The 21,541-nt window shown below is 42.5% G+C and carries 22 protein-coding genes and 2 other annotated features; of the genes, 18 read left to right on the forward strand and 4 right to left on the reverse strand.

The window, feature by feature from the left end:
• Positions 1-13: 13 nt before the first annotated feature.
• Together A5886_RS07380 and A5886_RS07385 are read right to left on the reverse strand one after the other, a co-directional pair.
• Entirely contained in the window at positions 14-964 is a 951-nt protein-coding gene (locus tag A5886_RS07380) for a Gfo/Idh/MocA family protein (protein ID WP_086274357.1), read from the reverse strand.
• Positions 965-976: 12 nt separating this feature from the next.
• Positions 977-1,852, reverse strand: a complete 876-nt coding sequence (locus A5886_RS07385) for a MurR/RpiR family transcriptional regulator (RefSeq protein WP_086274358.1) — start codon at positions 1,850-1,852, stop codon at positions 977-979.
• Positions 1,853-2,060: 208 nt separating this feature from the next.
• On the opposite strand from A5886_RS07385, the gene A5886_RS07390 reads away from it, so the two are divergent.
• From A5886_RS07390 to A5886_RS07435, 10 genes are all read left to right on the forward strand, one after another.
• On the forward strand, positions 2,061-3,083 hold the full coding sequence (locus A5886_RS07390) for a Gfo/Idh/MocA family oxidoreductase (protein WP_086274359.1): 1,023 nt from the start codon (positions 2,061-2,063) through the stop codon (positions 3,081-3,083).
• 15 nt (positions 3,084-3,098) lie between these two features.
• On the forward strand, positions 3,099-3,287 hold the full coding sequence (locus A5886_RS07395) for a hypothetical protein (RefSeq protein WP_086274360.1): 189 nt from the start codon (positions 3,099-3,101) through the stop codon (positions 3,285-3,287).
• A gap of 49 nt (positions 3,288-3,336) precedes the next feature.
• Positions 3,337-3,597, forward strand: a complete 261-nt coding sequence (locus tag A5886_RS15820; protein ID WP_218776633.1) for a hypothetical protein — start codon at positions 3,337-3,339, stop codon at positions 3,595-3,597.
• A 4-nt stretch (positions 3,598-3,601) separates the two neighbouring features.
• On the forward strand, positions 3,602-4,060 hold the full coding sequence (locus A5886_RS07405; protein WP_086274361.1) for a heme-binding protein: 459 nt from the start codon (positions 3,602-3,604) through the stop codon (positions 4,058-4,060).
• Positions 4,057-5,034 carry a Gfo/Idh/MocA family protein gene (locus A5886_RS07410; RefSeq protein WP_086274362.1) on the forward strand — a complete coding sequence of 326 codons (978 nt, stop codon included), beginning with the start codon at positions 4,057-4,059 and terminating at the stop codon, positions 5,032-5,034. Before A5886_RS07405 ends, A5886_RS07410 begins: the two co-directional genes overlap by 4 nt.
• Positions 5,035-5,046: 12 nt before the next feature.
• The gene (locus A5886_RS07415) at positions 5,047-6,480 is read left to right on the forward strand and encodes a 6-phospho-beta-glucosidase (protein ID WP_086274363.1); all 1,434 of its coding nucleotides are present in this window, start codon (positions 5,047-5,049) and stop codon (positions 6,478-6,480) included.
• A 26-nt stretch (positions 6,481-6,506) separates the two neighbouring features.
• A complete protein-coding gene (locus A5886_RS07420; RefSeq protein WP_179190002.1) occupies positions 6,507-7,547 on the forward strand; it encodes an NAD-dependent epimerase/dehydratase family protein in 1,041 nt (346 codons plus the stop codon).
• Between the two features lie 158 nt (positions 7,548-7,705).
• Positions 7,706-9,031, forward strand: a complete 1,326-nt coding sequence (locus A5886_RS07425; protein WP_086274365.1) for a dihydrolipoyl dehydrogenase family protein — start codon at positions 7,706-7,708, stop codon at positions 9,029-9,031.
• A gap of 156 nt (positions 9,032-9,187) precedes the next feature.
• Positions 9,188-9,877, forward strand: coding sequence for a M23 family metallopeptidase (locus A5886_RS07430; protein WP_086274366.1), 690 nt, complete (start codon positions 9,188-9,190; stop codon positions 9,875-9,877).
• Between the two features lie 241 nt (positions 9,878-10,118).
• Positions 10,119-11,663: an AbgT family transporter gene (locus A5886_RS07435; protein WP_086274367.1), complete on the forward strand. Its 1,545-nt coding sequence runs from the start codon at positions 10,119-10,121 to the stop codon at positions 11,661-11,663.
• 445 nt (positions 11,664-12,108) lie between these two features.
• Here A5886_RS07435 and A5886_RS07445 read toward each other — a convergent pair whose 3' ends face one another.
• A complete protein-coding gene (locus A5886_RS07445; RefSeq protein ID WP_086274369.1) occupies positions 12,109-12,474 on the reverse strand; it encodes a hypothetical protein in 366 nt (121 codons plus the stop codon).
• Between the two features lie 159 nt (positions 12,475-12,633).
• Here A5886_RS07445 and A5886_RS07450 point away from each other — a divergent pair, with 159 nt between their 5' ends.
• The 8 genes from A5886_RS07450 to trpA all read left to right on the forward strand — a co-directional run bounded on the left by A5886_RS07450 (position 12,634) and on the right by trpA (position 21,006).
• Positions 12,634-13,860, forward strand: a complete 1,227-nt coding sequence (locus A5886_RS07450; RefSeq protein ID WP_086274370.1) for a glycosyltransferase — start codon at positions 12,634-12,636, stop codon at positions 13,858-13,860.
• Between the two features lie 103 nt (positions 13,861-13,963).
• Positions 13,964-14,176: a binding site (T-box leader), on the forward strand.
• Between the two features lie 94 nt (positions 14,177-14,270).
• Positions 14,271-14,519: a binding site (T-box leader), on the forward strand.
• Positions 14,520-14,581: 62 nt separating this feature from the next.
• A complete protein-coding gene (gene trpE / locus A5886_RS07455) occupies positions 14,582-15,970 on the forward strand; it encodes an anthranilate synthase component I (RefSeq protein WP_086274371.1) in 1,389 nt (462 codons plus the stop codon).
• A complete protein-coding gene (locus A5886_RS07460; protein WP_086274372.1) occupies positions 15,967-16,566 on the forward strand; it encodes an anthranilate synthase component II in 600 nt (199 codons plus the stop codon). The genes trpE and A5886_RS07460 overlap by 4 nt, the downstream gene beginning before the upstream one ends.
• Positions 16,556-17,611: an anthranilate phosphoribosyltransferase gene (trpD, locus tag A5886_RS07465; RefSeq protein WP_086274373.1), complete on the forward strand. Its 1,056-nt coding sequence runs from the start codon at positions 16,556-16,558 to the stop codon at positions 17,609-17,611. Before A5886_RS07460 ends, trpD begins: the two co-directional genes overlap by 11 nt.
• Positions 17,612-17,633: 22 nt before the next feature.
• On the forward strand, positions 17,634-18,389 hold the full coding sequence (gene trpC / locus A5886_RS07470) for an indole-3-glycerol phosphate synthase TrpC (RefSeq protein ID WP_086274374.1): 756 nt from the start codon (positions 17,634-17,636) through the stop codon (positions 18,387-18,389).
• Positions 18,389-19,051 (forward strand): phosphoribosylanthranilate isomerase, encoded by a 663-nt coding sequence (locus A5886_RS07475; RefSeq protein WP_086274375.1) that lies wholly within the window; start codon positions 18,389-18,391, stop codon positions 19,049-19,051. Before trpC ends, A5886_RS07475 begins: the two co-directional genes overlap by 1 nt.
• Positions 19,032-20,222 carry a tryptophan synthase subunit beta gene (gene trpB, locus A5886_RS07480; RefSeq protein WP_086274376.1) on the forward strand — a complete coding sequence of 397 codons (1,191 nt, stop codon included), beginning with the start codon at positions 19,032-19,034 and terminating at the stop codon, positions 20,220-20,222. The genes A5886_RS07475 and trpB overlap by 20 nt, the downstream gene beginning before the upstream one ends.
• A gap of 1 nt (position 20,223) precedes the next feature.
• Positions 20,224-21,006 carry a tryptophan synthase subunit alpha gene (gene trpA / locus A5886_RS07485; RefSeq protein WP_086274377.1) on the forward strand — a complete coding sequence of 261 codons (783 nt, stop codon included), beginning with the start codon at positions 20,224-20,226 and terminating at the stop codon, positions 21,004-21,006.
• 19 nt (positions 21,007-21,025) lie between these two features.
• Here the strand turns inward: trpA and A5886_RS07490 are convergent, their stop codons facing one another.
• Positions 21,026-21,514, reverse strand: a complete 489-nt coding sequence (locus A5886_RS07490) for an AmiS/UreI family transporter (protein WP_086274378.1) — start codon at positions 21,512-21,514, stop codon at positions 21,026-21,028.
• Between the last annotated feature and the right edge of the window lie 27 nt (positions 21,515-21,541).

A 21,541-nucleotide genomic window follows, 5' to 3' on the forward strand; every position in this document is an offset into this window, starting at 1 on the left:
CTTGATCCTTTTATTATTGTTGCAGCAATTGTTTTAGTTGATCAGACAAAGCAATACTTGCGATGCTATCATCAAAAGTCATCAATGGATGTTCCAAATCCCCGCGGATCACTGCTTGTGTCACAGCATCAATCTCCGAATGAAAATCATCGATATCGTAGCCAATTTGATAATCAGTTTCCTCATCGTCCTTGATCAACACAAATGATTCAGGTCGATGGAAGTTGGGAATTTTGATCTTTCCTTTGGTACCAACAATCTCCGCAACTGTATCCTTGGTTTGATCAAAACCAGTTTCGATAAACGCTTCAAAGTCGTCTTGATAGAAACGACCATAGACATAGGTATCGACCCCGTTGTCTAACACGGTGCTAGCCAAAATCTCAGCTGAGAGTGGGGCTGGGGCAAAATCTTGAATAAAAGCCAAATTATAAATACCCATATCCAGCAACGCACCGCCTTGTTTCGGTAAATAGTGATAAGACGCATGTTCTTCAGGCAAATGACGACGGAAAGTCGTAGATAGTTGTTTGATCGTACCGATCGTCCCTTCTGCTACTAGTTCTTTCAATCGACGATAAGCCGGGGTGAAGCGTGGTTTCATCGCTTCCATAAAGAAGACGTGGGTCTCATTGGCTGTTTGTTTGACGGTCTGCATTTCTTCAGCCGTCATGGTAGCTGGTTTTTCACATAAAACAGCTTTTTTTGCGGTGAGTGCTTTGATGATCCATTCAAAATGATACAAGTGCGGCAAGGCAATATAGACGACATCGATTGCCGGATCATCCAGCAATGTTTGATAGTTATCATACCCTTGGTCACAGGGGAACTTTTCGCGAAAGCGATTGGCTTTCTCCATTGTTCGACAAGCAACCCCATATAAATGTGCATCTTCTACCTGCGCTAGACTTTCTGCAAAACGTGCAGCGATATTGCCTGCACCGATAATACCCCAATTGATCATGTTCATTCTCCTTTATTCTTCTCGCGGATATTCTGACAAAATACCCTGCTCCAATAGTTGTTGTTTTCTACGTAATTCTACAATATTTTTCTGGTACTCTTTGGCATACATAAGAGCAAACAAGGCATCTAGGATATACTCGAAGGCCACTTGGGAAGAAAATGTGCCAACTTTTAGAAAATCGAGTTCGTCATGTGACGCAACGATGGCTAGATTGGCTAATTTACTGATTTTGGCTTTAGGATTGCCAGTGATAACGATCGAAGGTACACCAATACTCGTCAAATGCTTTAATATCTTTTGGTACTGTGCGTTCTTGCCGCGATAGGTAATAAAGATTGCACAATCATTGGGACAAAGATTGGCAGCATTCCAAGCGTCATCCCCATATTCGTCTGCAACGATCAAATATTTATTGATCTTGACTAATTTATTCTGGAAACTGCGGGCTCGAATTTGGGAATCACCCAAAGCGAAAAGAAAAACTCTTTGCGCTTTTTCGATGGTTTCAGCAGCTTGCTCCATAATCGCGTTATTCATTTGTGCCCGGGTTTTATGGATAGTACTGATTGTCAAATCGGCCATTTTTTTTAAAATATCTTCTGTTGGATCGGTTGAAGCGAATGGGAAATTTGCATCAACAAATGCTGGATGAAACATTTGCGAGTGGGCCATTTCAGCTATACCGAAGCGGAAATTTTTAAAGCCATCATACCCCATTTTTTTTGCCAATCGAATCACAGATGAATGAGATGTATAGGTGTGCTTGGCAATCGTTTCAACATTAAGTGAAGGAATTTCCGCCAAATGTTGCAAGATATAATCAGCGATTCTTTTTTCTGTATCCGTCAATCCGTCTTTTATTCGTAACTTATCAATCAGTAACATGTGACCACCTCATTCTTAATGATAGCGTATTTCAACGAAAACAAGAAGGTAAATTTTCGACGTTCAAGACTATCTGGTCAAAATGTTCAAGTATTTGGGGAGATGTGCAAATACTTTGTTCAAAAGATTCTGTTTACTTAGAAACACTTTTCATTTATGTCGATATGAAGAATAATGAGGGCATCAAATAGATTTGGAGGAAAAACACATGTTAACAATTGCTTACATTGGTAATGGAAAAAGTGCCAATCGCTATCATTTACCTTTTTCTACAAAATTAACAGACAAAATCAACGTAAAGACCATTTATTCTCCGATAGAGGAAAATACTTGGGCAAAAATCGATGGTGTCCATTATACAACGGATATCAATGACATCTATGGCGATCCAGAGATTCAACTGGTGGTGATCTCGACACCAAGTCATTTACATTATCCTTTAGGAAAAGAAGCTTTGCTTCACGGCAAAAATGCTTTGATCGAAAAACCATTCGCAGAAACATCTGCTGAAGCCAAAGAATTATTTGCTTTGGCGAAGGAAAAGGGTTTATTGGTACAATGCTACCAAAACCGCCGTTTTGATTCAGATTTCTTAACTGTTCAGAAAGTCATCGAAAGCGGGGTGCTAGGCGACTTGATTGAGGTGGAAATGCACTATGATTATTTCCGCCCAGAGATTCCTCGTTCAGTGAAGGAATTCTCATTGAATACCAGCTATCTATATGGACATGCCTGTCATACTTTAGACCAAGTCATTTCTTACTTTGGCCGACCGGATGATGTTCATTACGAAGTCCGCCAATTATTAGGCAAAAATCGAATGAATGATTACTTTGATCTAGACTTGTTTTATGGGCGTATGAAAGTATCGGTCAAATCTAGTTACTTCCGCTTGAAGGAGCGCCCGAGCTTTGTCGTCTATGGGGAGAATGGTGTATTTGTTAAAGAGACCAAAGACCGTCAAGAAGAACATTTAAAAGCGTTTCACATGCCTGACAATGCTGATTTTGGCATTGATCTGCCACAACATTATGGGACATTGACGTATATCGATCAACAAGGCGACTATCACGAGGAAAAAGTGATTTCGGAGATTGGCGATTATAGTCGTGTCTACGATGGGTTGTACGAATCGATTATCAATGGCAAAGACAAAATCGTCAAAGATGAAGAAACGATCTTACAGATCGAGATGTTAGAAACTGGTATTCAGCAAATCCAAAAAGGATAAGGGAGCGTTCATAGAATGGATAAATTTATTGGGATTTTTGAAGAAAAATTAACACCAATTGCAATGAAATTAGATAGCAATCGTTACTTGTCCGCCATTAAAAATAGCTTTATGGCAGCGATGCCGTTATTGATCATTGGTTCATTCTTTTATCCTTTTTGCGAATATGCCGATACCTGCCTATATAAACTTTATGGAACATAAACTTGGTGAAGGGTGGCAGCGATTCTTCACTGTCCCCAATGATATCTCCATGAGTACAGGGTTAGTACCGTTGACAAATGGTGTCAATATCCCTTGGACAACACCGCATGTAATTTCCGGTTTCTTAGTTTCCGGTTGGCGTGGTGCCGTATTGAATATCGTACAAATTTTGGTTTCTACTGCGGTCTATTATCCATTTTTCAGAACAGCAGATAAATTAGCTTATGATACAGAACAAGAAAATGAACGATTAGAACAACAACAAACAAATACACAATTTGCAGAACAAGGAATTGTAGAAAAAGGCTGATTTTATGGATTTTGATGAACTACTGGAGCAAGAACGGCGACTGCAATTTCGTTTTTTTGATAATCAATTGGCCTTGCGAATTGCTGAAGAAATTAATGATCATGTAACAAAAACTTATCCAAGACCAGTAGGCATAAAAATCACACATCGTGGCTTACCCGTACTCAGATTCTTGATGAACGGTCGAAAAGAAAGTCCTTGGTTGGAAAGAAAAGAAACAACGGTTTTAGATAGTGGCCACAGTTCGCTGTATACCTTTTACCAAAAAGACCAAATACCTCTCTTTGCACAATGGGCGCAGGACAGTCGTTACGCCATTTGTGGTGGCGGCTTTCCCATAGTGGAAAATGGCGTGGTCACTGGGGCTATTTGTGTATCCGGATTAGATCACATGGAAGATCATCAAATCATCATTCATGTTTTAACAAAATTATTAGCAGAACAACTGGGGGAAGTAATATGAAATTAGCAATATTTGGCGCAGGAATGATCGTCCATGACTTTATGAAAGTTGTCCACGACTTGCCAGAAATCGAACTACGGGCAATCTTAGGTACAGAAACGGATGTACCTGGCATGAAGGCCTTGAAAGAGGCACATGGCATTGAAATGATCTATACGGATTTAGCTGAGTGTTTGGCTGATGAGACAGTGGATACAGTGTATGTCGCATTACCGAACCATTTGCATTATCACTTTGCCAAAGAAGCATTGCTGCAAGGAAAACATGTGATCTGTGAAAAACCTTTCACATTGAAGAAAAGCGAATTGTTGGCGTTAGCAGCAATCGCCAAAGAAAAGCAGTTGATATTGATCGAAGCAATCACCAATCAATATTTGGCCAACTACCAAGCAATCAAAGCACAGCTGACCGAATTGGGTGATCTGAAATTGATTGAATGTAATTATTCACAATATTCTTCTCGCTATGATCTGTTCAAAGAAGGAACGGTCTTGCCGGCTTTTAATCCCAAAATGGGTGGTGGCGCATTAATGGATATCAATATTTATAATATCCACTTTGTCGTTGGTCTTTTGGGCACGCCAAATGCGGTGCACTATCATGCCAATATCGAACAAGGAATCGATACCTCTGGTGTGTTATTATTAGATTATGATCAAACGAAAGTTGTTTGTATCGGTGCCAAAGATTCAACGGCAACCATTCGATCAACCATCCAAGGAACCAAAGGGTCCATTATCGTCAATGGACCAACCAATGTCTTGGACAGTTATGCCTATGAAGCATTGAAAACACCAGCAGTGACTATTGACCGCAAAGTCAATGAACATCGCATGTACGAAGAGTTCAAAATGTTCCAGCAAGTCATTGCCAGCAACGACCAATCTTTTGCGGAAGATCGTTTGGCGCATAGTCAACGGGTCATGGACGTTGTAGAGGCGGCCTTGGCAGATGCGCAGATCAATTTAGGTTAGGAGCGACATATTATGGTACAAGAAAACTTCCTATGGGGCGGCGCATTGGCTGCTCATCAATTTGAAGGTGGTTGGAATGCTGACGGAAAAGGCCCCAGTGTTATCGATGTGATGACGGCTGGGGCCCATGGCGTCCCGAGGAAAATCACTGAACACATCGATCCAGAAATATTTTATCCCAATCACGAAGCAATCGACTTTTATCACCATTACAAAGAAGATATAGCTTTATTTGCAGAAATAGGGCTAAAGTGTTTGCGGACTTCCATTGCGTGGAGTCGTATTTTTCCAAATGGGGACGAAACTGAACCCAACGAGGCTGGATTGGCTTTTTATGACGCTGTCTTTGATGAATTATTGGCACATGGCATCCAACCAGTCATTACTTTATCCCACTTTGAAATGCCGCTGCACTTAGCCAACACATATGGCGGATTTCGCAATCGAAAAGTGATTGATTTCTTTGCTCATTTTGCTGAAACTGTCTTTGACCGTTACAAAGATAAAGTCACATATTGGATGACATTCAATGAAATCAATAATCAAATGGATACAGATAATCCGTTGTTCTTATGGACCAACTCAGGCGTAAAAGTGGCGGCCGGTGAAAATCCACGGGAAGTCATGTTCCAAGTGGCGCATCATGAATTGGTTGCCAGCGCGAAAGCCGTGATGATCGGAAAAAAAATCAATCCTGATTTTCAAATAGGTTGTATGATTTCCCATGTGCCTATCTATCCATTTTCTTGTGATCCGGCAGATGTAATGGCTGCTGCAGAAGCGATGCACCAACGCTTTTTCTTTTCAGATGTTCATGTTCGGGGATATTACCCTAGTTATGCCTTAAAAGAATTTGAACGAGAAGGCTATACGATCGATATGGATCCTTCTGATGCAGAAATATTGAAACAAGGGACTGTAGATTACGTTGGCTTCAGCTATTACATGTCCACTGTCGTCAAAAGGGGTGTCAACAATCAATCGGATGACAATGTCAATGGCGGTTTGGCCAACTCAGTGGAGAACCCGTATATCACATCAAGCGATTGGGGCTGGTCAATTGACCCTACCGGTTTGCGTTATACATTGAATCATTTATATGAGCGGTATCAATTGCCTTTGTTTATCGTCGAAAATGGTTTCGGTGCCATTGATCAAGTTGAAGCAGATGGGCAGATCCATGACCAAGCCCGCGTCGACTATTTGCGGGCCCATATCGAAGCGCTGCAAAAGGCTGTTGATTACGATGGCGTTGCGTTGATTGGGTATACGCCATGGGGAATCATCGATCTGGTGTCCTTTACAACAGGAGAAATGAAAAAACGCTATGGAATGATTTATGTAGATCGTGATAACGCAGGACACGGAACGATGACCCGCAGCAAAAAAGACTCGTTTGACTGGTACAAACAAGTAATCGCCTCAAATGGCGCATTACTCGGATAAAAACTGGATCAGAAATGGAGACTACAATGAAAGACATATTGATTATCGGTGGAACTGGAACGATTTCATTACCGATTACCCAAGCATTAGCGCAAAACAAAGACAATCATGTGTATGTCCTGAATCGAGGGACCAAAAACGATCTGTTGCCAGCTGCAGTCACCACGCTTACAGGAGATATCACAGATAAAGAAGCGATGAAGACGCTACTGGCCGATCGTAGGTACGATTGTGTGATCAACTTTATCGTGTGGAATGCCCAAGATGCTGAAACAAATATTGTTTTGTTCAGAGACAAGACCAAGCAATTCGTCTTTATCAGTACCGTAGCAACCCTTAATCATGAAGCAACTTGCTTGATTGATGAAGATAGCCCTGTTGGCAATCGTTTTTCACCCTATGGCCAAAACAAAGCAGCTGCAGAAGCCCGATTTCTGACGGCGTATCAGGAAGAAAACTTTCCTGTGACGATCATTCGCCCGACACAAACCTATTCAAAAGAGCGTATACCTTTGAGTATCAAAGGGAAAAATTGTTGGGGCGTAGTCCAACGGATGATTGACGGCAAAGAAGTAATCATTCATGGTGAAGGCCAATCTCTTTGGGCGAGTACCCACGCGGAGGATTTTGCATCAGGGTTTGTACCAATCATTGAGCAACAAGCATTGATTGGTGAAATCTGCCAAATCATGAATCCTGCCAGTCACACATGGGATATGTTGTATCAAACATTGGCTGATTTGCTTGGCGTGGCTTATCGTCCAGTCTATATTCCTACTGACCTATTACGCAAAGCTGACAACTATGACTTTGATCAATCGATCCAAGGAGATAAACGCTGGTCAAACCTTTTTGATATTGGTCGCTTGAAGACAGTGGTACCCGATTTCGACTGTCAGATATCAATCAAAGAAGGGCTGCAAAGGTACTTGGATTATATGGCAGAACATCCTGATTTAGCGCAAGAAGACCCACAGTTTGATCAATGGTGTGATCAAGTGATCGCGGCTTATCGTACCCTTCAAAATGACTTTTTTGTCCAATTGGCGCAAATAGAAGAACAATAAACGCGTATGCAACAGACGATTGTAAGGACTCGTGGTCCTTCAATCGTCTGTTTGTTTGCTATGGACAGGTTGCGGATTGCACATTGTAGGACGCTTTTCCATTGATTAGGTATAATAAGTAGAAGAAACAAGATTCTTTAGTGAAAGAGGGGAAAGAGATGTCTACCTATGATGTTGTGATCATCGGTGCGGGTCCCGCAGGTTTGGCGGTTGCATATCCTTTGCAGGAGCAAGGAAAGCGCGTGGCGATCATCGAAAGTGATTTATGGGGTGGAACTTGCCCAAATCGCGGGTGCGACCCTAAAAAAATGTTGATGCGGGGTGTTGAGGTCAAAGAAGCAGCAACGGCGATGCTCGATTCAGGCATTGATGGACAGGTAACGATTGATTGGACCAAATTAATGGCACATAAACGAGGATACACAGAACCAGTACAAACAAGCACAAAACAAGGTCTGAAAGAGGCAAATATAGATACCTATTCTGGAGCAGCCGCATTCGTCGATCCTCATACGCTGATGATTGGTGATCAGCAAATCACTGGTGAGAAAATCGTGATTGCTACCGGACAGCGACCAGCGGTTATAGATATACCCGGTCAGGAACACTTGTCTTCCAGTACCGATTTTCTAGACTTAGATCAATTGCCGCAGGAAATCGTATTTATCGGTGCAGGATATATCACGTTTGAGTTAGCAGTAATTGCCCAAGCAGCTGGCGCTCAGGTCCATATTATTCACCACAATCAGCAGCCATTAAAAGGCTTTGATCAAGAACTGGTGACGGCACTTGTTGCTGAGCTATCAACACAAGGGATTGCTTTCCATTTGGATACGTCACCGAAAGCGCTGAAAAAAGAAGCTGATTACTATGTATTGGAGACTGATAAGGGCAATTTCAGAGCCGACATGGTCATTGGTGCAACAGGGCGTATCCCCAATGTTGAGACGTTGCAATTAGAAAGGGCCCATGTGGAATTTGATCAACACGGTGTGCTGGTGGATACATACTTACGGACGAACCAACCGCATATTTATGCCATCGGTGATGTTCTTTCAAAACAGCTGCCGAAATTAACGCCTGTCGCTAGTTTTGAAGCGCAACATGTAGTGAAGGTATTAGCTGGCAAACAAGAACCGATTCAGTATCCTTTGATCCCAACACTAGTTTTCGGACATCTAAAATTAGCCCGTATCGGTGTCAGTGAAAAAACTATACAAAAAAATACAGATCAATACAGTAGTGAAGTCATTGACCTGTCGACATGGTATACGTATCAAAGAATCAACGACAAGCAAGCGAAGATGACAGTCGTTTATGATCAAGCACACAACATTGCTGCGCTCACCATCTTGTCAACGCTCGCAGATGAATTGATCAATACCTTTGTCTTCGTTTTAGGGTTAGACCTAACGAAGGATGATTTGTCACGGATGATCTTTGCGTACCCAACACCAGTAAGTGATCTATCTTCAATGATATGAGCAGATAACCGATCCAATATCGTATTGGGTCGGTTTTTTTTTCATATTTCCCGAGTATATATGTATTTATTGTATAATAATGATATGTATAGTTGAATACGTGTGAAGAGGTGGGATAGGCAAATGGATACTTTAGTAGAAAATCAATAGTTTACAATGGAGAAAAAAGTGATTGGCATGTTGCCTTTTAAAGGCGAATGGCTTGTCAGTGCCACACCGGCAAAGAGAATGCCAAGTCACGGGACAACCTTATTTGGTGTGACGTATGCGTATGATTTCTTTCGCGTAAATGACAAAGGTCGTTCCAGCAACAAGTTAACGTGGCGAACGCTGATCAGTAAAGAGGACCCGGTGGATTTCTATTGTTTTGATCTGCCTGTATTTGCCCCTGTCAGTGGACGCATTGTCGCTGTGCATTGTGAAGAAGAAGACAATGACGTGCGTCGTTCGCTTCCTGCGGGTATTCCTTACATGATGAAGCAAGCACAACGGATAGCAGGTGGGCCTGCAAATATTGCTGGAAACTATATCATGATCCAAGATGACAAAAGCAAACAATATGTGGTGATCGTTCACCTGAAAGCACGGTCCATCACTTGTGAGGCAGGTGCATGGATCAACGCAGGGGAAGAAGTCGGTCGTTGTGGCAACTCTGGCAATTCCACACAACCCCATATCCACATCCAAGCAATGAATCATCATGATTTTTATCTTGCACAAGGTGTGCCGCTTTTCTTTTGCCATTATTATGAGAAAAAAAAGCAGGATCGTAGTGCTAAGTTGGTGGATTACGGGATTCCAGCATATAAGAGCCAGGTTTTTGCAAAAAGAAAAGGCCTATCCTAGTTTCCGCTAGTATAGACCCAAATTATTATGTCGAAATCAACATAACAGGTAATCCTTAAATGAAACTTAAAGAACTCCTTTACTAAAACTGATGTTATTTTAAAACAAAGTAAATTTACATATATCGTTATAGAAAAAACGTTTTAATTTCGTTTTAAAAGGTTTTATTCTATTCGATGTGTTATAATTATTTCAAATAATATGTTTTTTAATATGAATTTTTAGAGAAGGAAGTGACAAGATGAAAGAAGCACAGAAGGTCAGTAGGATGGATCGCATGCTAAATGCGATAGAACGGTTAGGAAATAAAGTGCCTCATCCGGCAATTATTTTTCTTATTTTAATGGCGGGTGTCATCGTATTGTCTGCGATTTTTCAATTTACCGGGGCTTCAGCACTACTGGAAACGATCGACCCAGATACACATGAAGTCACCGAATCAATTGTCAAGGTAGAAAGTCTTTTAGGAGTTAACGGTATCCGATTTATGTTAACTTCAGTTGTACAGAATTTAATGAACTTCCAAGCGTTGGGTGTGACGTTGGTTGCCATGATTGGTGTCGGATTTGCAGAAGAAGTCGGATTGATTGCTTCATTGATCCACAAACTAGTTCGCGTCGTGCCAAATCGCATGCTGACGGCTATTTTGGTTTTCCTAGGTGTTTTATCAAGTATTGCTTCCGATGCAGGATATCTTGTCTTGATTCCATTAGGTGCTGCCGTATTTTATAAAGTTGGGCGACATCCAATCGCTGGATTGGCCGCTGCTTTCGCTGGCGTTTCTGCTGGTTTTGGTGTCAATATTCTGATCACACCGATCGATGGCATGTTGACGGAAATTGCCAATGATGCTGTACAGATCGTTGATCCGACATACAACATCGATTTAATGGCCAATATTTATTTTTCAATTGCGTCGACTATTTTGGTCGTAATCGTCTGTACCTTGATCAATGAAAAACTGATTGAGCCGCGATTGGGTGTGTATGACAGAAATCAATTTGACGGCAATTTGGAAGAACAAATGGATGATAGCCAAGGTTTGCGTTATGCCTTGTTTGGTTTTCTTGCAGTTGTGGTGATGATCATGGCGATCACATTGCCTTCAGGCGCACCATTACGCCATGCGGAAACCAATCAAATCATTGGTTCCACACCATTCATGGACAGTTTGATTGCGCTGATCATGTTACTCTTTTTGATTCCATCGATTTGTTATGGACTTGGTGTAGGGAAAATCAAATCAAGTCTGGATGTAGTCAATCCAATAATTAAAGTGTTCAGTAATTTAAGCGGAATGATTTTCCTATTATTGATTATTGCACAGTTTATTGCTTATTTTAATTTTACGAACATGGGTACAGTGTTGGCCATCAATGCAGCGTCAGTGATCGAAAGCATGGAGTTGGGCGGTTTACCATTGCTCTTGAGTTTTATCTTCTTGATTTTGTTGTTTGATTTTATCCTGGTCGGCGCTGTTCCAAAGTTTGCTATTTTGACCCCAATTTTTATTCCTTTATTGTATCAGTTGGGTGTCTCTCCGGAAGCGGTGCTGGCGGCTTATCGTGTCGGTGATTCGCCAATCAACATTATCACGCCATTGATGCCATATTTCGCATTGATCGTTACTTTTGCAGCAAGGTACCAAAAGAAAACAGGTGTCGGAACAATCGTCGCACTGATGTTGCCTCATACGATCATTTTAACGATTGTCTGGATTGTCTTATTCGTGATTTTCTACTTGTTCAATATTCCATTAGGACCGGGAGCAAGTATGTATTTATAAAAAAAAAGGGAAAACTTCCGTCGAAGTTTTCCCTTTCTTTCGTTCAGATACACACAAGTTTGAATCCCTCAGCGCTTTTTAATCAAAAAACGAATAGCCAAAATCAGCAAAATGGCTGATAAAAATAACCCAATCAAGTAAAAAATCAAGACGCGATTTGGTTCATAATGCCGATACGTGAAAATTTTGAACATAAAATAAGCCATAGGTACCGCTGAAAGAAATGTTGGAAAGATTTTTTTGCGCCATTGGATAAAAAAAGAACCGACTACAATAAAAACAAGCGCTGGTATCCAAAAAACAAGATGTCCAATAAGTTCGATCTTTCACACCTCCAATAATATAAAAACAAGCATACGCTTCATTCTTAAAATCATCAGGTGAAAAAAAAGAAAATCTGATTAATTTGTTATGAAAGCAGCTAGTGAAAAACAGCTCAAAGTGATCATTGTCTTCCCAACATACTCTTTGCAATCAGATACCAAAGAATACCGCCAAAAAAAGCACCAATGAGGTAAAGAGCGACTGTCTGTGATTCAAGGGGAACATCACCGAATACAAAGGCAAATAGACAACCAACGATAAACATATAACTACTATAAATACCAATACAGACAGCAGAAGATCGTACTTGCTGCAGCCAATAGGTTATGCAAAGAAAGAGCAAAAGATTGAGCAAATGCCAACCGTCGAGGATTTCGAATTCTCCCTGAATTAATTTTTTGATCACCGAACCCACATAAAATAGCAAGAAAAAGTAAATCATGAGAGAAACGATATTTGTTTTAGGTTTTTTAAATTTATTGAACATAAGTCATCTCCAAGCCTAATTTTCCTAAGTATATCAAAAAATATTACCTTAGTAATGGAAAATTATCGTTTTCAATCTAAATGGCGACCGAAAAATAGGACTATTTTCTTAATCGGTAAAAAAACTTTATAATGACTGTAAAAACCGGAGGAGACTATCATGCCGACGATCGTTTTTGCACCAGCTGTTTTCAATCTTGCCGAAACAACGAGAATGGTTGAGATTGCGAAACAATTACCCGATACCTATCATTGTGACTTTATTGGTTTTTCTAGCACTTTTGCACCATTGATTACAGCCGCTGGTTTTGAGTACCATTTATTGTCCCCAGTACTTACGATTCAGCAAGAAAAGCAAATCATTGCCTTCGATCAAGGGAAGTCTTTTAAAAATCCTTTTACAAAACAAATGGTAAAAGAAAGAGTCGCCAGCGAATTGGCCTTTCTAACAACCAATGAGCCGCAATCAATCGTCACGGGATCGAACGTCACAATTTTCTTATCTGCCAGAATCAAAGATATTCCTCTGATTTACGTGAAACCTTATGCGTTAAGTGGGCCGTTTTTGGCAGATGCTAACACGCCAATTCCTATCAGTCTTCAACGGTTGGGTCCGTTGAAAAAACCGATGTGGTCTTTGATACGTCAAATACTCGCCAAAATCACCTGGAAACCAACCGCCTTTAAAAAGACTGCCGCGGCATATGGTCTTCAATTGCCGCATCGCAGTCATGCTTTAATGGATGGTGACTTAAACTTGATCACCACGCCGGCTCTATTTATGCCGGATGCAACTTTGCCTGGGCATTATCGCATCGTGGGACCTATTTTTGCTAATTTAAACAGTAAGCTGTCTGATGAAGTCTTGACATTCATCCAGCAGCAAAGACAGCAAGGCAAGAAAATCATGTATTTGGCTATGGGTAGTTCTGGCGATCCGAAAATCTTGCAGAAGATTTTGCACTATTTATCTGGCAGAGCAGATATCGCGGTGATTGCACCGATTAAAAAACTATTGGATAGGGATACGGAAATACATCCGCAATGGTTGATATGTGACTACTTGCCTACAAGTTCTTTAAAAGACTGGATCGATTTTTCTTTCATACACGGCGGGGAGGGGACTGTTCAAACAGCCTGCGCCTCTGGGAAACCATTCATCGCTATTGGGATGCAATACGAACAGCATTGCCATATTGCGGCCTGTGTAGAGTATGGCAATGCCGTTGAGCTGACAAAGCCTGTGACCCATAAGAAAATAGCTGCTGCACTTCAAGCATTAGATCCAACAGTTTATAATAAGGCACGACTGTTGAAGCAGTATTTTCATGTTGAAGGAGCCGCACATGCTGCAGCAATCATCGTTGATTTATTGGCAGTAGCGTAGTCAATATGTGAACGAATATGCACAAATACAAAAAGCAAATAAAAAAAATATTTATTTTCTATTGACAGACTATTCAGAATCGCGTAACATTGCTAGCAATAAGAACAAGACAAGTCAAAAGAGAAGTATGCAAGTGCGATTTTTCAGAGAGCTGATGGTGGTGGGAATCAGTAAATCAACCTTTCAGAAATGGACTTTTGTGTCAAATGATTGAAAGAAGTAGGTCATTTCGGGCAGCGCCCGTTATAGCGCAAAGTCGTTGTTTGACGATGAAGAGTATAATTTGAGGTGGCACCGTGAGAGATTCGCCCTCATGCAGACAGTTTGTTTGCGTGGGGGCTTTTTTGCTGTCACTCATTTGCCGAACATCGGAAGGGTAGACCCTTTCGTTGTTGATCAATTGCATAGCATCACTATCATACTAAGAGAAGTACCGATTGATTTCTTTGTTACAGAAAGCCAGTATTGATGAGAGTCTGGCACAAAGAAGATTGGGAAATGGCCTTAGCAGATCATGTCTTGAAATGAAAGTAGGGACATGCGGGAATGCCCGTTAACGCAGAAGGTCGTTGTTTGACGACTGAGAAAGATGAAACGAAGACTGATTTTTTTAGCGATCGTTTCCAATTGAGGTGGTACCGCGATGACTCGCCCTCAAGCAAGCTTGATTTTGGCTTGCTTGAGGGTTTTTTTTATAGCTGAAAAGAGAGGATGAGTATAGATGTACATGACAACCAAGATTACTAGTGACTGCTTGACACCGGTATCCGTGTTCTTGCGGATCCAAGGACGATCGACTTGCTTATTAGAAAGTATCCCGCGAGAGGAAGATACGGGAAGGTATTCGATCATCGCATTTGACCCAGTTGCTAAATTGACATACCAAGAGGGGATCTTTACAAGATTTGATTTTTTGACTGGAAAGACCGTGGAAACGCCTTGTACAGACCCTTTGAAAGAAATGGAACAGCATGTTTTACGGGCATTACCTTCCATTCCAAACCTTCCTTTACAAAGCGGAGCCATTGGCTATGCTGGCTACGATATTGCTGCTTGCTATGAAGATATCGGCAAGATACCTTATGATGAATTACAGATTCCTGACTTGGCTTTCTTGCTATTTGAAACCTTCATTGTTATTGATCATCAACAAGAAACATTGTCGCTGATCGTAGAAAACTGTTACAGCCAGCGCAGTGAGGCTGAGATGACAGCAATATTTGAAAAGACGAAGGCCCGACTGACAGTTCTGAGTCCATTAGAAAATTACCCCCCAGTTGATGAACACTTGTCATTCACGAGTAATATGACGCAGCAAACATATGAAGCTGTCGTCGCACAAGCGAAGGAATTGATCAAAGCAGGGGATTTGTTCCAAGTCGTGCCTTCTCAACGGCTAAAAGCACCTTTTGCGCAAGCACCCTTTGATTATTACCGCAAATTGCGCGTTACCAATCCCTCAGCCTATTTATATTACCTTGATTTGACAGATGATTTCAAAGTGATCGGCAGTTCGCCAGAAAGCTTGATTCGCGTCAACGGCGAGAACATCATTACCAATCCGATTGCTGGCACTCGAAAACGTGGTCAAACGAAACAAGAAGATGAAGCGTTAGCTGAAGAACTATTGGCGGATGAGAAAGAACGTGCAGAACATCTAATGTTGATTGATTTAGGCAGAAATGATTTGGGAAAAATCGCGGAAATCGGTAGCGTCACCGTGCCACTATGTATGGTCGTTGAAAAATACCGCTATGTGATGCACATCGTTTCTGTGGTGACTGCCAGACGACGCAAACAGATCACAGCAATGGATGCCTTACGAGCAACCCTGCCAGCTGGTACTGTCAGCGGCGCACCGAAAATCAGAGCGATGACCCGCATTTATCAGTGGGAATCAGTCCGCAGAGGCGTATATGCGGGAGCTGTTGGGTACTTTTCAAGAAACGATCAGGCTGATTTCGCGATTGGCATTCGAACCATGGTGGTCAAAGACGGCTATGGATATGTACAAGCTGGAGCTGGAGTCGTTTATGATTCAGAGCCGGTGTTGGAATACCAAGAAACATTGCATAAAGCAAAAGCACTATTGGAGGTGGCCGCAAAATGATTCTTTTGATTGATAATTATGATTCATTTACCTATAACTTGGTTCAGTTATTTCCAAAGCAATCGATCCACGTCATGCGCAATGATGATCCGGGCTTATTCGAAGCAGCCGAGCAAGCGGAAGGTATCGTCCTTTCACCAGGACCTGGTCGACCAGAAGAAGCTGGACAGATGATGGACATACTCGCCGCTTTTCAATCAAGCAAACCGATTCTAGGTATTTGTCTCGGTCACCAAGCGATTGGGTTGGCCTATGGGGCAGCGATTGTTGGCGCGCCACAAGTGATGCACGGCAAGCAATCCACTTTGCATGTTCAAAAGTCCGGTATCCTGAAAGATTTCACTGGAGAAATGACAGTGATGCGTTATCACTCCCTCGTGATTGATCCGACCACTTTGTCGCCTGAATTCGAGGTACTGGCCTCCGTTGATGAGACAATCATGGCAATCCAACATCGGGAAAAACCGATTATCGGACTGCAGTTTCATCCTGAATCATTAGGAACGCCAAAAGGTGCCTATTTTATCGACGCGTTTATCAAGCGAACCAAAAAAACAACACAGTCACGTATTGGAGGGGTAAGACATGCCAAATAGCACGATTGTTGAGAACACAACAAGTTATCTTAAGGAAATCCAAGAACAGTTATTTATGGGGCATCATCTCACGCATCACCAAATGCGCTGCTTTGCCCAAGGAGTCTTGACTGGCGGATACACGGATAGCCAATTAGGCGCTGCATTGATGGCGCTAAAACATAAAGGCATCACAGCAGAAGAATTGACTGCATTGGCTCAGATCATGCAAGAACAGGCTATTGCCATTCCGTATCAAGGAGATGCGATGGACAATTGCGGGACTGGCGGTGATCATTCTAATAGTTTCAATATCTCAACAACGACCGCATTTGTTTTGGCGGCCGGCGGTATCACCATGGCGAAGCATGGTAACCGCAGCGTATCCAGCCGTTCTGGCAGTGCCGATGTTTTAGCCAGTTTGGGCATCAATATCCAGTCCACACCGACACATATTGCAGATATGTTGTCTTCAATCGGGATTGCATTCTTATTTGCGCCGTCCTTGCATCCAGGAATGAAGGTTGTGATGAAAGTCAGACAAGAGCTAGCCACGCCGACGATTTTCAATTTGCTAGGCCCATTGATCAATCCTGTGCCGTTAACTACCCAATTAATGGGCACCTACGCTGGCGAAACCCTGGAAGATACTGCCCATAGCTTAGGCGCTTTGGGGCGAAAGCGTGGGATGGTCATTCATGGATATCAGGGCATGGATGAAGCCAATTTAGCTGGTCCCGTACAGATCAGCAGATTTCAAGGGCAACAGGTCGAAAATATCGTCCTGGATCCGAAGGAATATGGATTTGCATCCGCACCGATCCAAGCAATCATTGGCGGCGATGCAACACGCAATGCAACGATTTTAACAGACGTTTTACAGAATAAACCTTCTCTATACTTAGAAACAGTCGTACTCAATGCGGGATTAGGATTTTGTGCTCATGGATCAGTGGACACATTCTCAGAAGGATTTGCGCTGGCTAGAGCATGTATTGCCTCTGGTGCTGCCTTTGACAAATTGCAAGCATTGATCACTGCATCAAACCAACATATTGCTTCATAAAATAAACCTAAGGAGATCAACTATGGATTTTTTGACACAAATTTTAGCAACAAAAGCCGAAGAAGTAGCCAATATGCCAGAGGAACGTATACGAGATAGCAAACCTCGACCTTCCTTTTTTCATAAGGTACAACAAGACACTGACCGGATACACATCATTGGTGAAGTCAAGCGGGCTTCTCCGTCTAAAGGTTTGATCAATCAAGCAGTTGATTGTGTTGCTCAAGCCATAGCATACCAAGACGCGGGCGTCAGTGCCATATCTGTACTGACAGATGAACAATACTTTCATGGCGCAATCGACGATTTACGCAAGGTGAGTCAAGTCGTAGATATCCCGTTACTGTGTAAAGATTTTATTATCAGTCAAAAACAATTGGTTCGGGCGAAAAATGCTGGGGCAAGTATCGTACTATTGATTGTTGCGGCACTCTCAGATCTTCAGTTGGCTGCGTTATATGCAGATGCGAATGCACTAGGTTTAGAGGTCCTTGTAGAAGTGCATAATGCTGAGGAACTGCAACGAGCCCAAGCTATAGGTGCCAAAATCATTGGTGTCAACAATCGAGATTTGAAGACATTCCAAGTGTCAATCGATGTCAGTGTCGACTTGGCACCGAAACAGACGGAAACGATTTTTATTAGTGAATCAGGCTTTCGAACAAAAGCGGATGTAGCACGGGTCACAAGGGATTATCACGGCATATTGGTAGGAGAAACCTTGATGCGTAGCGGGGCTATTGCAGCGACGGTCAAAGAATTGCAGGTGGCGCGCTGATGACCAAAGTAAAAATCTGCGGTTTGACACAAGCACGCCATGTCGAAGCGGCCGTGGCTGCAGGTGCCGACTATCTTGGTTTTGTTTTCGCCAAAAGCCGCCGTTTGATCACGCCAGCATCTGTCAAGGAAATCACACACCATGTACCACAAACGGTCCACAAAGTAGGGGTTTTTGTCCAACCAACATTTGCTGAAATAAAAGCCGCTTATGTCAGCGCCGGCATATCTCACGTGCAACTGCATGGACAACTGACAGACTCTGTGCAGCAGGCTTTGACAGAAGGTGCATTTCAGCAATTGCAGCTCTCAGTCATCCATGCTTTCAATGGAGAGTCGCCAGATTTGCACAAAGAACTTGCTGGGTCAAAAGCTGATTTCGTCTTATTGGATGCCCCTGCTGATACGACCGGCTATGCCGGAGGTAATGGTCGGGCCTTTAATTGGTCGGTCGTCGCCAAAAAAGCACAGATAGACAAGCCATTATTCATCGCAGGCGGTTTGCATCAAGGCAATGTCCAGCAAGCAATCCAGTATTTTTCCCCCTTTGCTGTCGATGTTTCAAGCGGTGTCGAAACAAATGGGGAAAAGGATGCAAAAAAAATCACCACATTCATAAGGAAAGTAAAGGAGCTGTCAGTCAATGAAACAACCAACAAATAAAGGATTCTTTGGTGCATTTGGTGGCCAATTCGTACCAGAAACATTGATGTACGCCGTTCAGCAACTAGAAATCACCTATCGCGAGGCCCAACAGGACTCTGCATTTCAAGCTACGCTAGCAGAGTATTTGAAAGAATATGTCGGCAGAGAAACACCGTTGTATTTTGCGGAAAATCTGACGAAGGCGTTAGGGGGTGCGAAAATTTATCTTAAGAGAGAAGATTTGAATCATACAGGCGCCCACAAAATCAACAATGCGCTAGGTCAAGTCTTATTGGCCAAGCGAATGGGCAAAAATAAAGTAGTGGCAGAAACAGGGGCTGGTCAACATGGTGTCGCCACTGCTACAGCTGCCGCGCTTTTCGGCATGGATTGTACGATCTTCATGGGGGCTGTCGATGTCAAAAGGCAAGCGCTGAATGTCTTTCGGATGGAACTATTAGGTGCCAAAGTCATTTCCGTGACATCAGGGAATCATACATTGAAAGATGCCGTCAATGAAGCATTACGCTATTGGGTCGCTACAGTCGAAGATACCCACTATGTCATGGGCTCTGTTTTGGGACCGCATCCTTTCCCAGAAATCGTTCGTGATTTCCAAAGTGTTATCGGCAAGGAGACACGACAACAGATCCTAGACAAAGAGGGACGATTACCAGATATGGTAATGGCGTGTGTTGGAGGCGGCAGCAATGCGATGGGCATGTTTTATCCTTTTGTTGATGATACCGAGGTTCAATTAATCGGTGTTGAAGCCGCCGGATTAGGGGTTCAGACTGAGGCGCACGCGGCGACATTGACCAAAGGCAGTATTGGTATTCTTCATGGGGCCCGCATGCACTTGTTGCAAGATGATGACGGGCAAGTGATCGAACCGTATTCGATTTCTGCAGGCTTAGATTATCCAGGCGTCGGTCCGGAGCATTCTTATCTGAGAGAAATAAAAAGAGCGACATATCAGGCAATTGAAGATGACGAGGCTGTTGCGGCTTTTTATCGCTTATCACGAGCCGAAGGGATCATTCCGGCATTAGAAAGCGCCCACGCGATCGCACAAGCCATAAAAACAGCCCCTACGATGACAAACGATCAATTGTTGGTCATTTGTTTATCCGGCAGAGGCGACAAAGATGTCCAACAAATCAAAGAACGAGAAGGGCAGGGATCGTAATATGTCACAATCATCATTTACCACGTATATGCAGCAACAAGCCAAAGAAAAGTCATGTTTTGTACCTTACATTATGGCCGGTGCCAATGGGTTGGATCGGTTGCAAGCTGAGATTGATTTGCTGAGCGAATACGGAGCGACAGCAATTGAAATCGGGATTCCATTTTCTGACCCGGTAGCCGATGGACCAGTCATCCAACAGGCTGGCATCCAAGCCCGTGCTCATGGTACGACATTCAAAACAATCATCCAGCAGCTACAACAGCTAAACACTGAAGTCCCATTGATTCTCATGGGCTACGCCAATTCATTTTTCCATTATGGTTTTCAGGCACTACTTGAAGCTCTCAAAGAAACCAATGTCAAAGCGTTGATTATACCAGATTTGCCTTTTGAACATCGTGATTTAGTTATACCCTTGCTGACTACAGCGGATATCGCGCTCATTACACTCATTTCACTTACCAGTCCGTTATCCAGAATCAACACATTGACAAAAGCGGCGGATGGGTTTGTATACGCGGTTACAGTAAATGGAGTTACTGGGAAGGGTTCAGATTTTTCAGAAGGCTTGGATACACATTTACAGGCCGTTGCTCAGATCAGTCCGATTCCAGTATTGGCAGGCTTTGGTATTCGCTCTGCTGCTGATGTCAAACGATTTAGTCGTATATGTGGCGGTGTTGTTGTCGGCTCAGCAATCGTTGCTGCTTTGGATCAGTCTCTCATCGAAGCCGAACAAATGCTCCAATCACTGGGTTTAGAAAAGAAGAAAGGATCGTAAGCGATCCTTTCTTCTTTTTTTATGTGTACAAACCAGCCAGCATCAGTATACCAGGCAGCCACGTTGTGAAGATGCCGCAGACAATCGCGAAATAATGAATCGATTTGCCAAAATTGACTTTCATCACTGTATCCAAGAAACCGCAAAACCACAGGACGCCCCAAATCAACCAAATCACGGCAAACACCCAATCGTTTTCCCACTGCCAACTGATCCAAGCAAAAGGGACCGTATTGATAGCAACAAAAAGTGCATAGATTCCATAGATTCGCATATCTAGATGGAAAACATATAAGATGCCGACTAACAGATAGGTGAAAGAAAATAAAAAACCAGTCCCTGCTTCGTAATATGCCCCTTGAAACATGTAGAGAAGATTGATAATGAATGATAACGAACCTGTTAATAGATTAATCAATGATAACGATCGATGATCAATAGACAATAAACTGCCCCAACCATTGATTATTAAGGTTATTCCAACAAAAAATAATCCAATTCCTAACATAAAAATCCTCCTTTATTCTTATTATAG

Origin of the sequence: Candidatus Enterococcus testudinis (assembly GCF_002140915.1) — a bacterium.
GTDB lineage: Bacteria > Bacillota > Bacilli > Lactobacillales > Enterococcaceae > Enterococcus_D > Enterococcus_D testudinis.

Coding starts and splice junctions, on each gene's coding strand:
- A5886_RS07380 (WP_086274357.1), bottom strand. CDS start 964: ATGATCAATTGGGGTATTATCGGTGCAGGCAATATCGCTGCACGTTTT.
- A5886_RS07385 (WP_086274358.1), bottom strand. CDS start 1,852: ATGTTACTGATTGATAAGTTACGAATAAAAGACGGATTGACGGATACA.
- A5886_RS07390 (WP_086274359.1), top strand. CDS start 2,061: ATGTTAACAATTGCTTACATTGGTAATGGAAAAAGTGCCAATCGCTAT.
- A5886_RS07395 (WP_086274360.1), top strand. CDS start 3,099: ATGGATAAATTTATTGGGATTTTTGAAGAAAAATTAACACCAATTGCA.
- A5886_RS15820 (WP_218776633.1), top strand. CDS start 3,337: ATGAGTACAGGGTTAGTACCGTTGACAAATGGTGTCAATATCCCTTGG.
- A5886_RS07405 (WP_086274361.1), top strand. CDS start 3,602: ATGGATTTTGATGAACTACTGGAGCAAGAACGGCGACTGCAATTTCGT.
- A5886_RS07410 (WP_086274362.1), top strand. CDS start 4,057: ATGAAATTAGCAATATTTGGCGCAGGAATGATCGTCCATGACTTTATG.
- A5886_RS07415 (WP_086274363.1), top strand. CDS start 5,047: ATGGTACAAGAAAACTTCCTATGGGGCGGCGCATTGGCTGCTCATCAA.
- A5886_RS07420 (WP_179190002.1), top strand. CDS start 6,507: ATGAAAGACATATTGATTATCGGTGGAACTGGAACGATTTCATTACCG.
- A5886_RS07425 (WP_086274365.1), top strand. CDS start 7,706: ATGTCTACCTATGATGTTGTGATCATCGGTGCGGGTCCCGCAGGTTTG.
- A5886_RS07430 (WP_086274366.1), top strand. CDS start 9,188: ATGGAGAAAAAAGTGATTGGCATGTTGCCTTTTAAAGGCGAATGGCTT.
- A5886_RS07435 (WP_086274367.1), top strand. CDS start 10,119: ATGAAAGAAGCACAGAAGGTCAGTAGGATGGATCGCATGCTAAATGCG.
- A5886_RS07445 (WP_086274369.1), bottom strand. CDS start 12,474: ATGTTCAATAAATTTAAAAAACCTAAAACAAATATCGTTTCTCTCATG.
- A5886_RS07450 (WP_086274370.1), top strand. CDS start 12,634: ATGCCGACGATCGTTTTTGCACCAGCTGTTTTCAATCTTGCCGAAACA.
- trpE (WP_086274371.1), top strand. CDS start 14,582: ATGTACATGACAACCAAGATTACTAGTGACTGCTTGACACCGGTATCC.
- A5886_RS07460 (WP_086274372.1), top strand. CDS start 15,967: ATGATTCTTTTGATTGATAATTATGATTCATTTACCTATAACTTGGTT.
- trpD (WP_086274373.1), top strand. CDS start 16,556: ATGCCAAATAGCACGATTGTTGAGAACACAACAAGTTATCTTAAGGAA.
- trpC (WP_086274374.1), top strand. CDS start 17,634: ATGGATTTTTTGACACAAATTTTAGCAACAAAAGCCGAAGAAGTAGCC.
- A5886_RS07475 (WP_086274375.1), top strand. CDS start 18,389: ATGACCAAAGTAAAAATCTGCGGTTTGACACAAGCACGCCATGTCGAA.
- trpB (WP_086274376.1), top strand. CDS start 19,032: ATGAAACAACCAACAAATAAAGGATTCTTTGGTGCATTTGGTGGCCAA.
- trpA (WP_086274377.1), top strand. CDS start 20,224: ATGTCACAATCATCATTTACCACGTATATGCAGCAACAAGCCAAAGAA.
- A5886_RS07490 (WP_086274378.1), bottom strand. CDS start 21,514: ATGTTAGGAATTGGATTATTTTTTGTTGGAATAACCTTAATAATCAAT.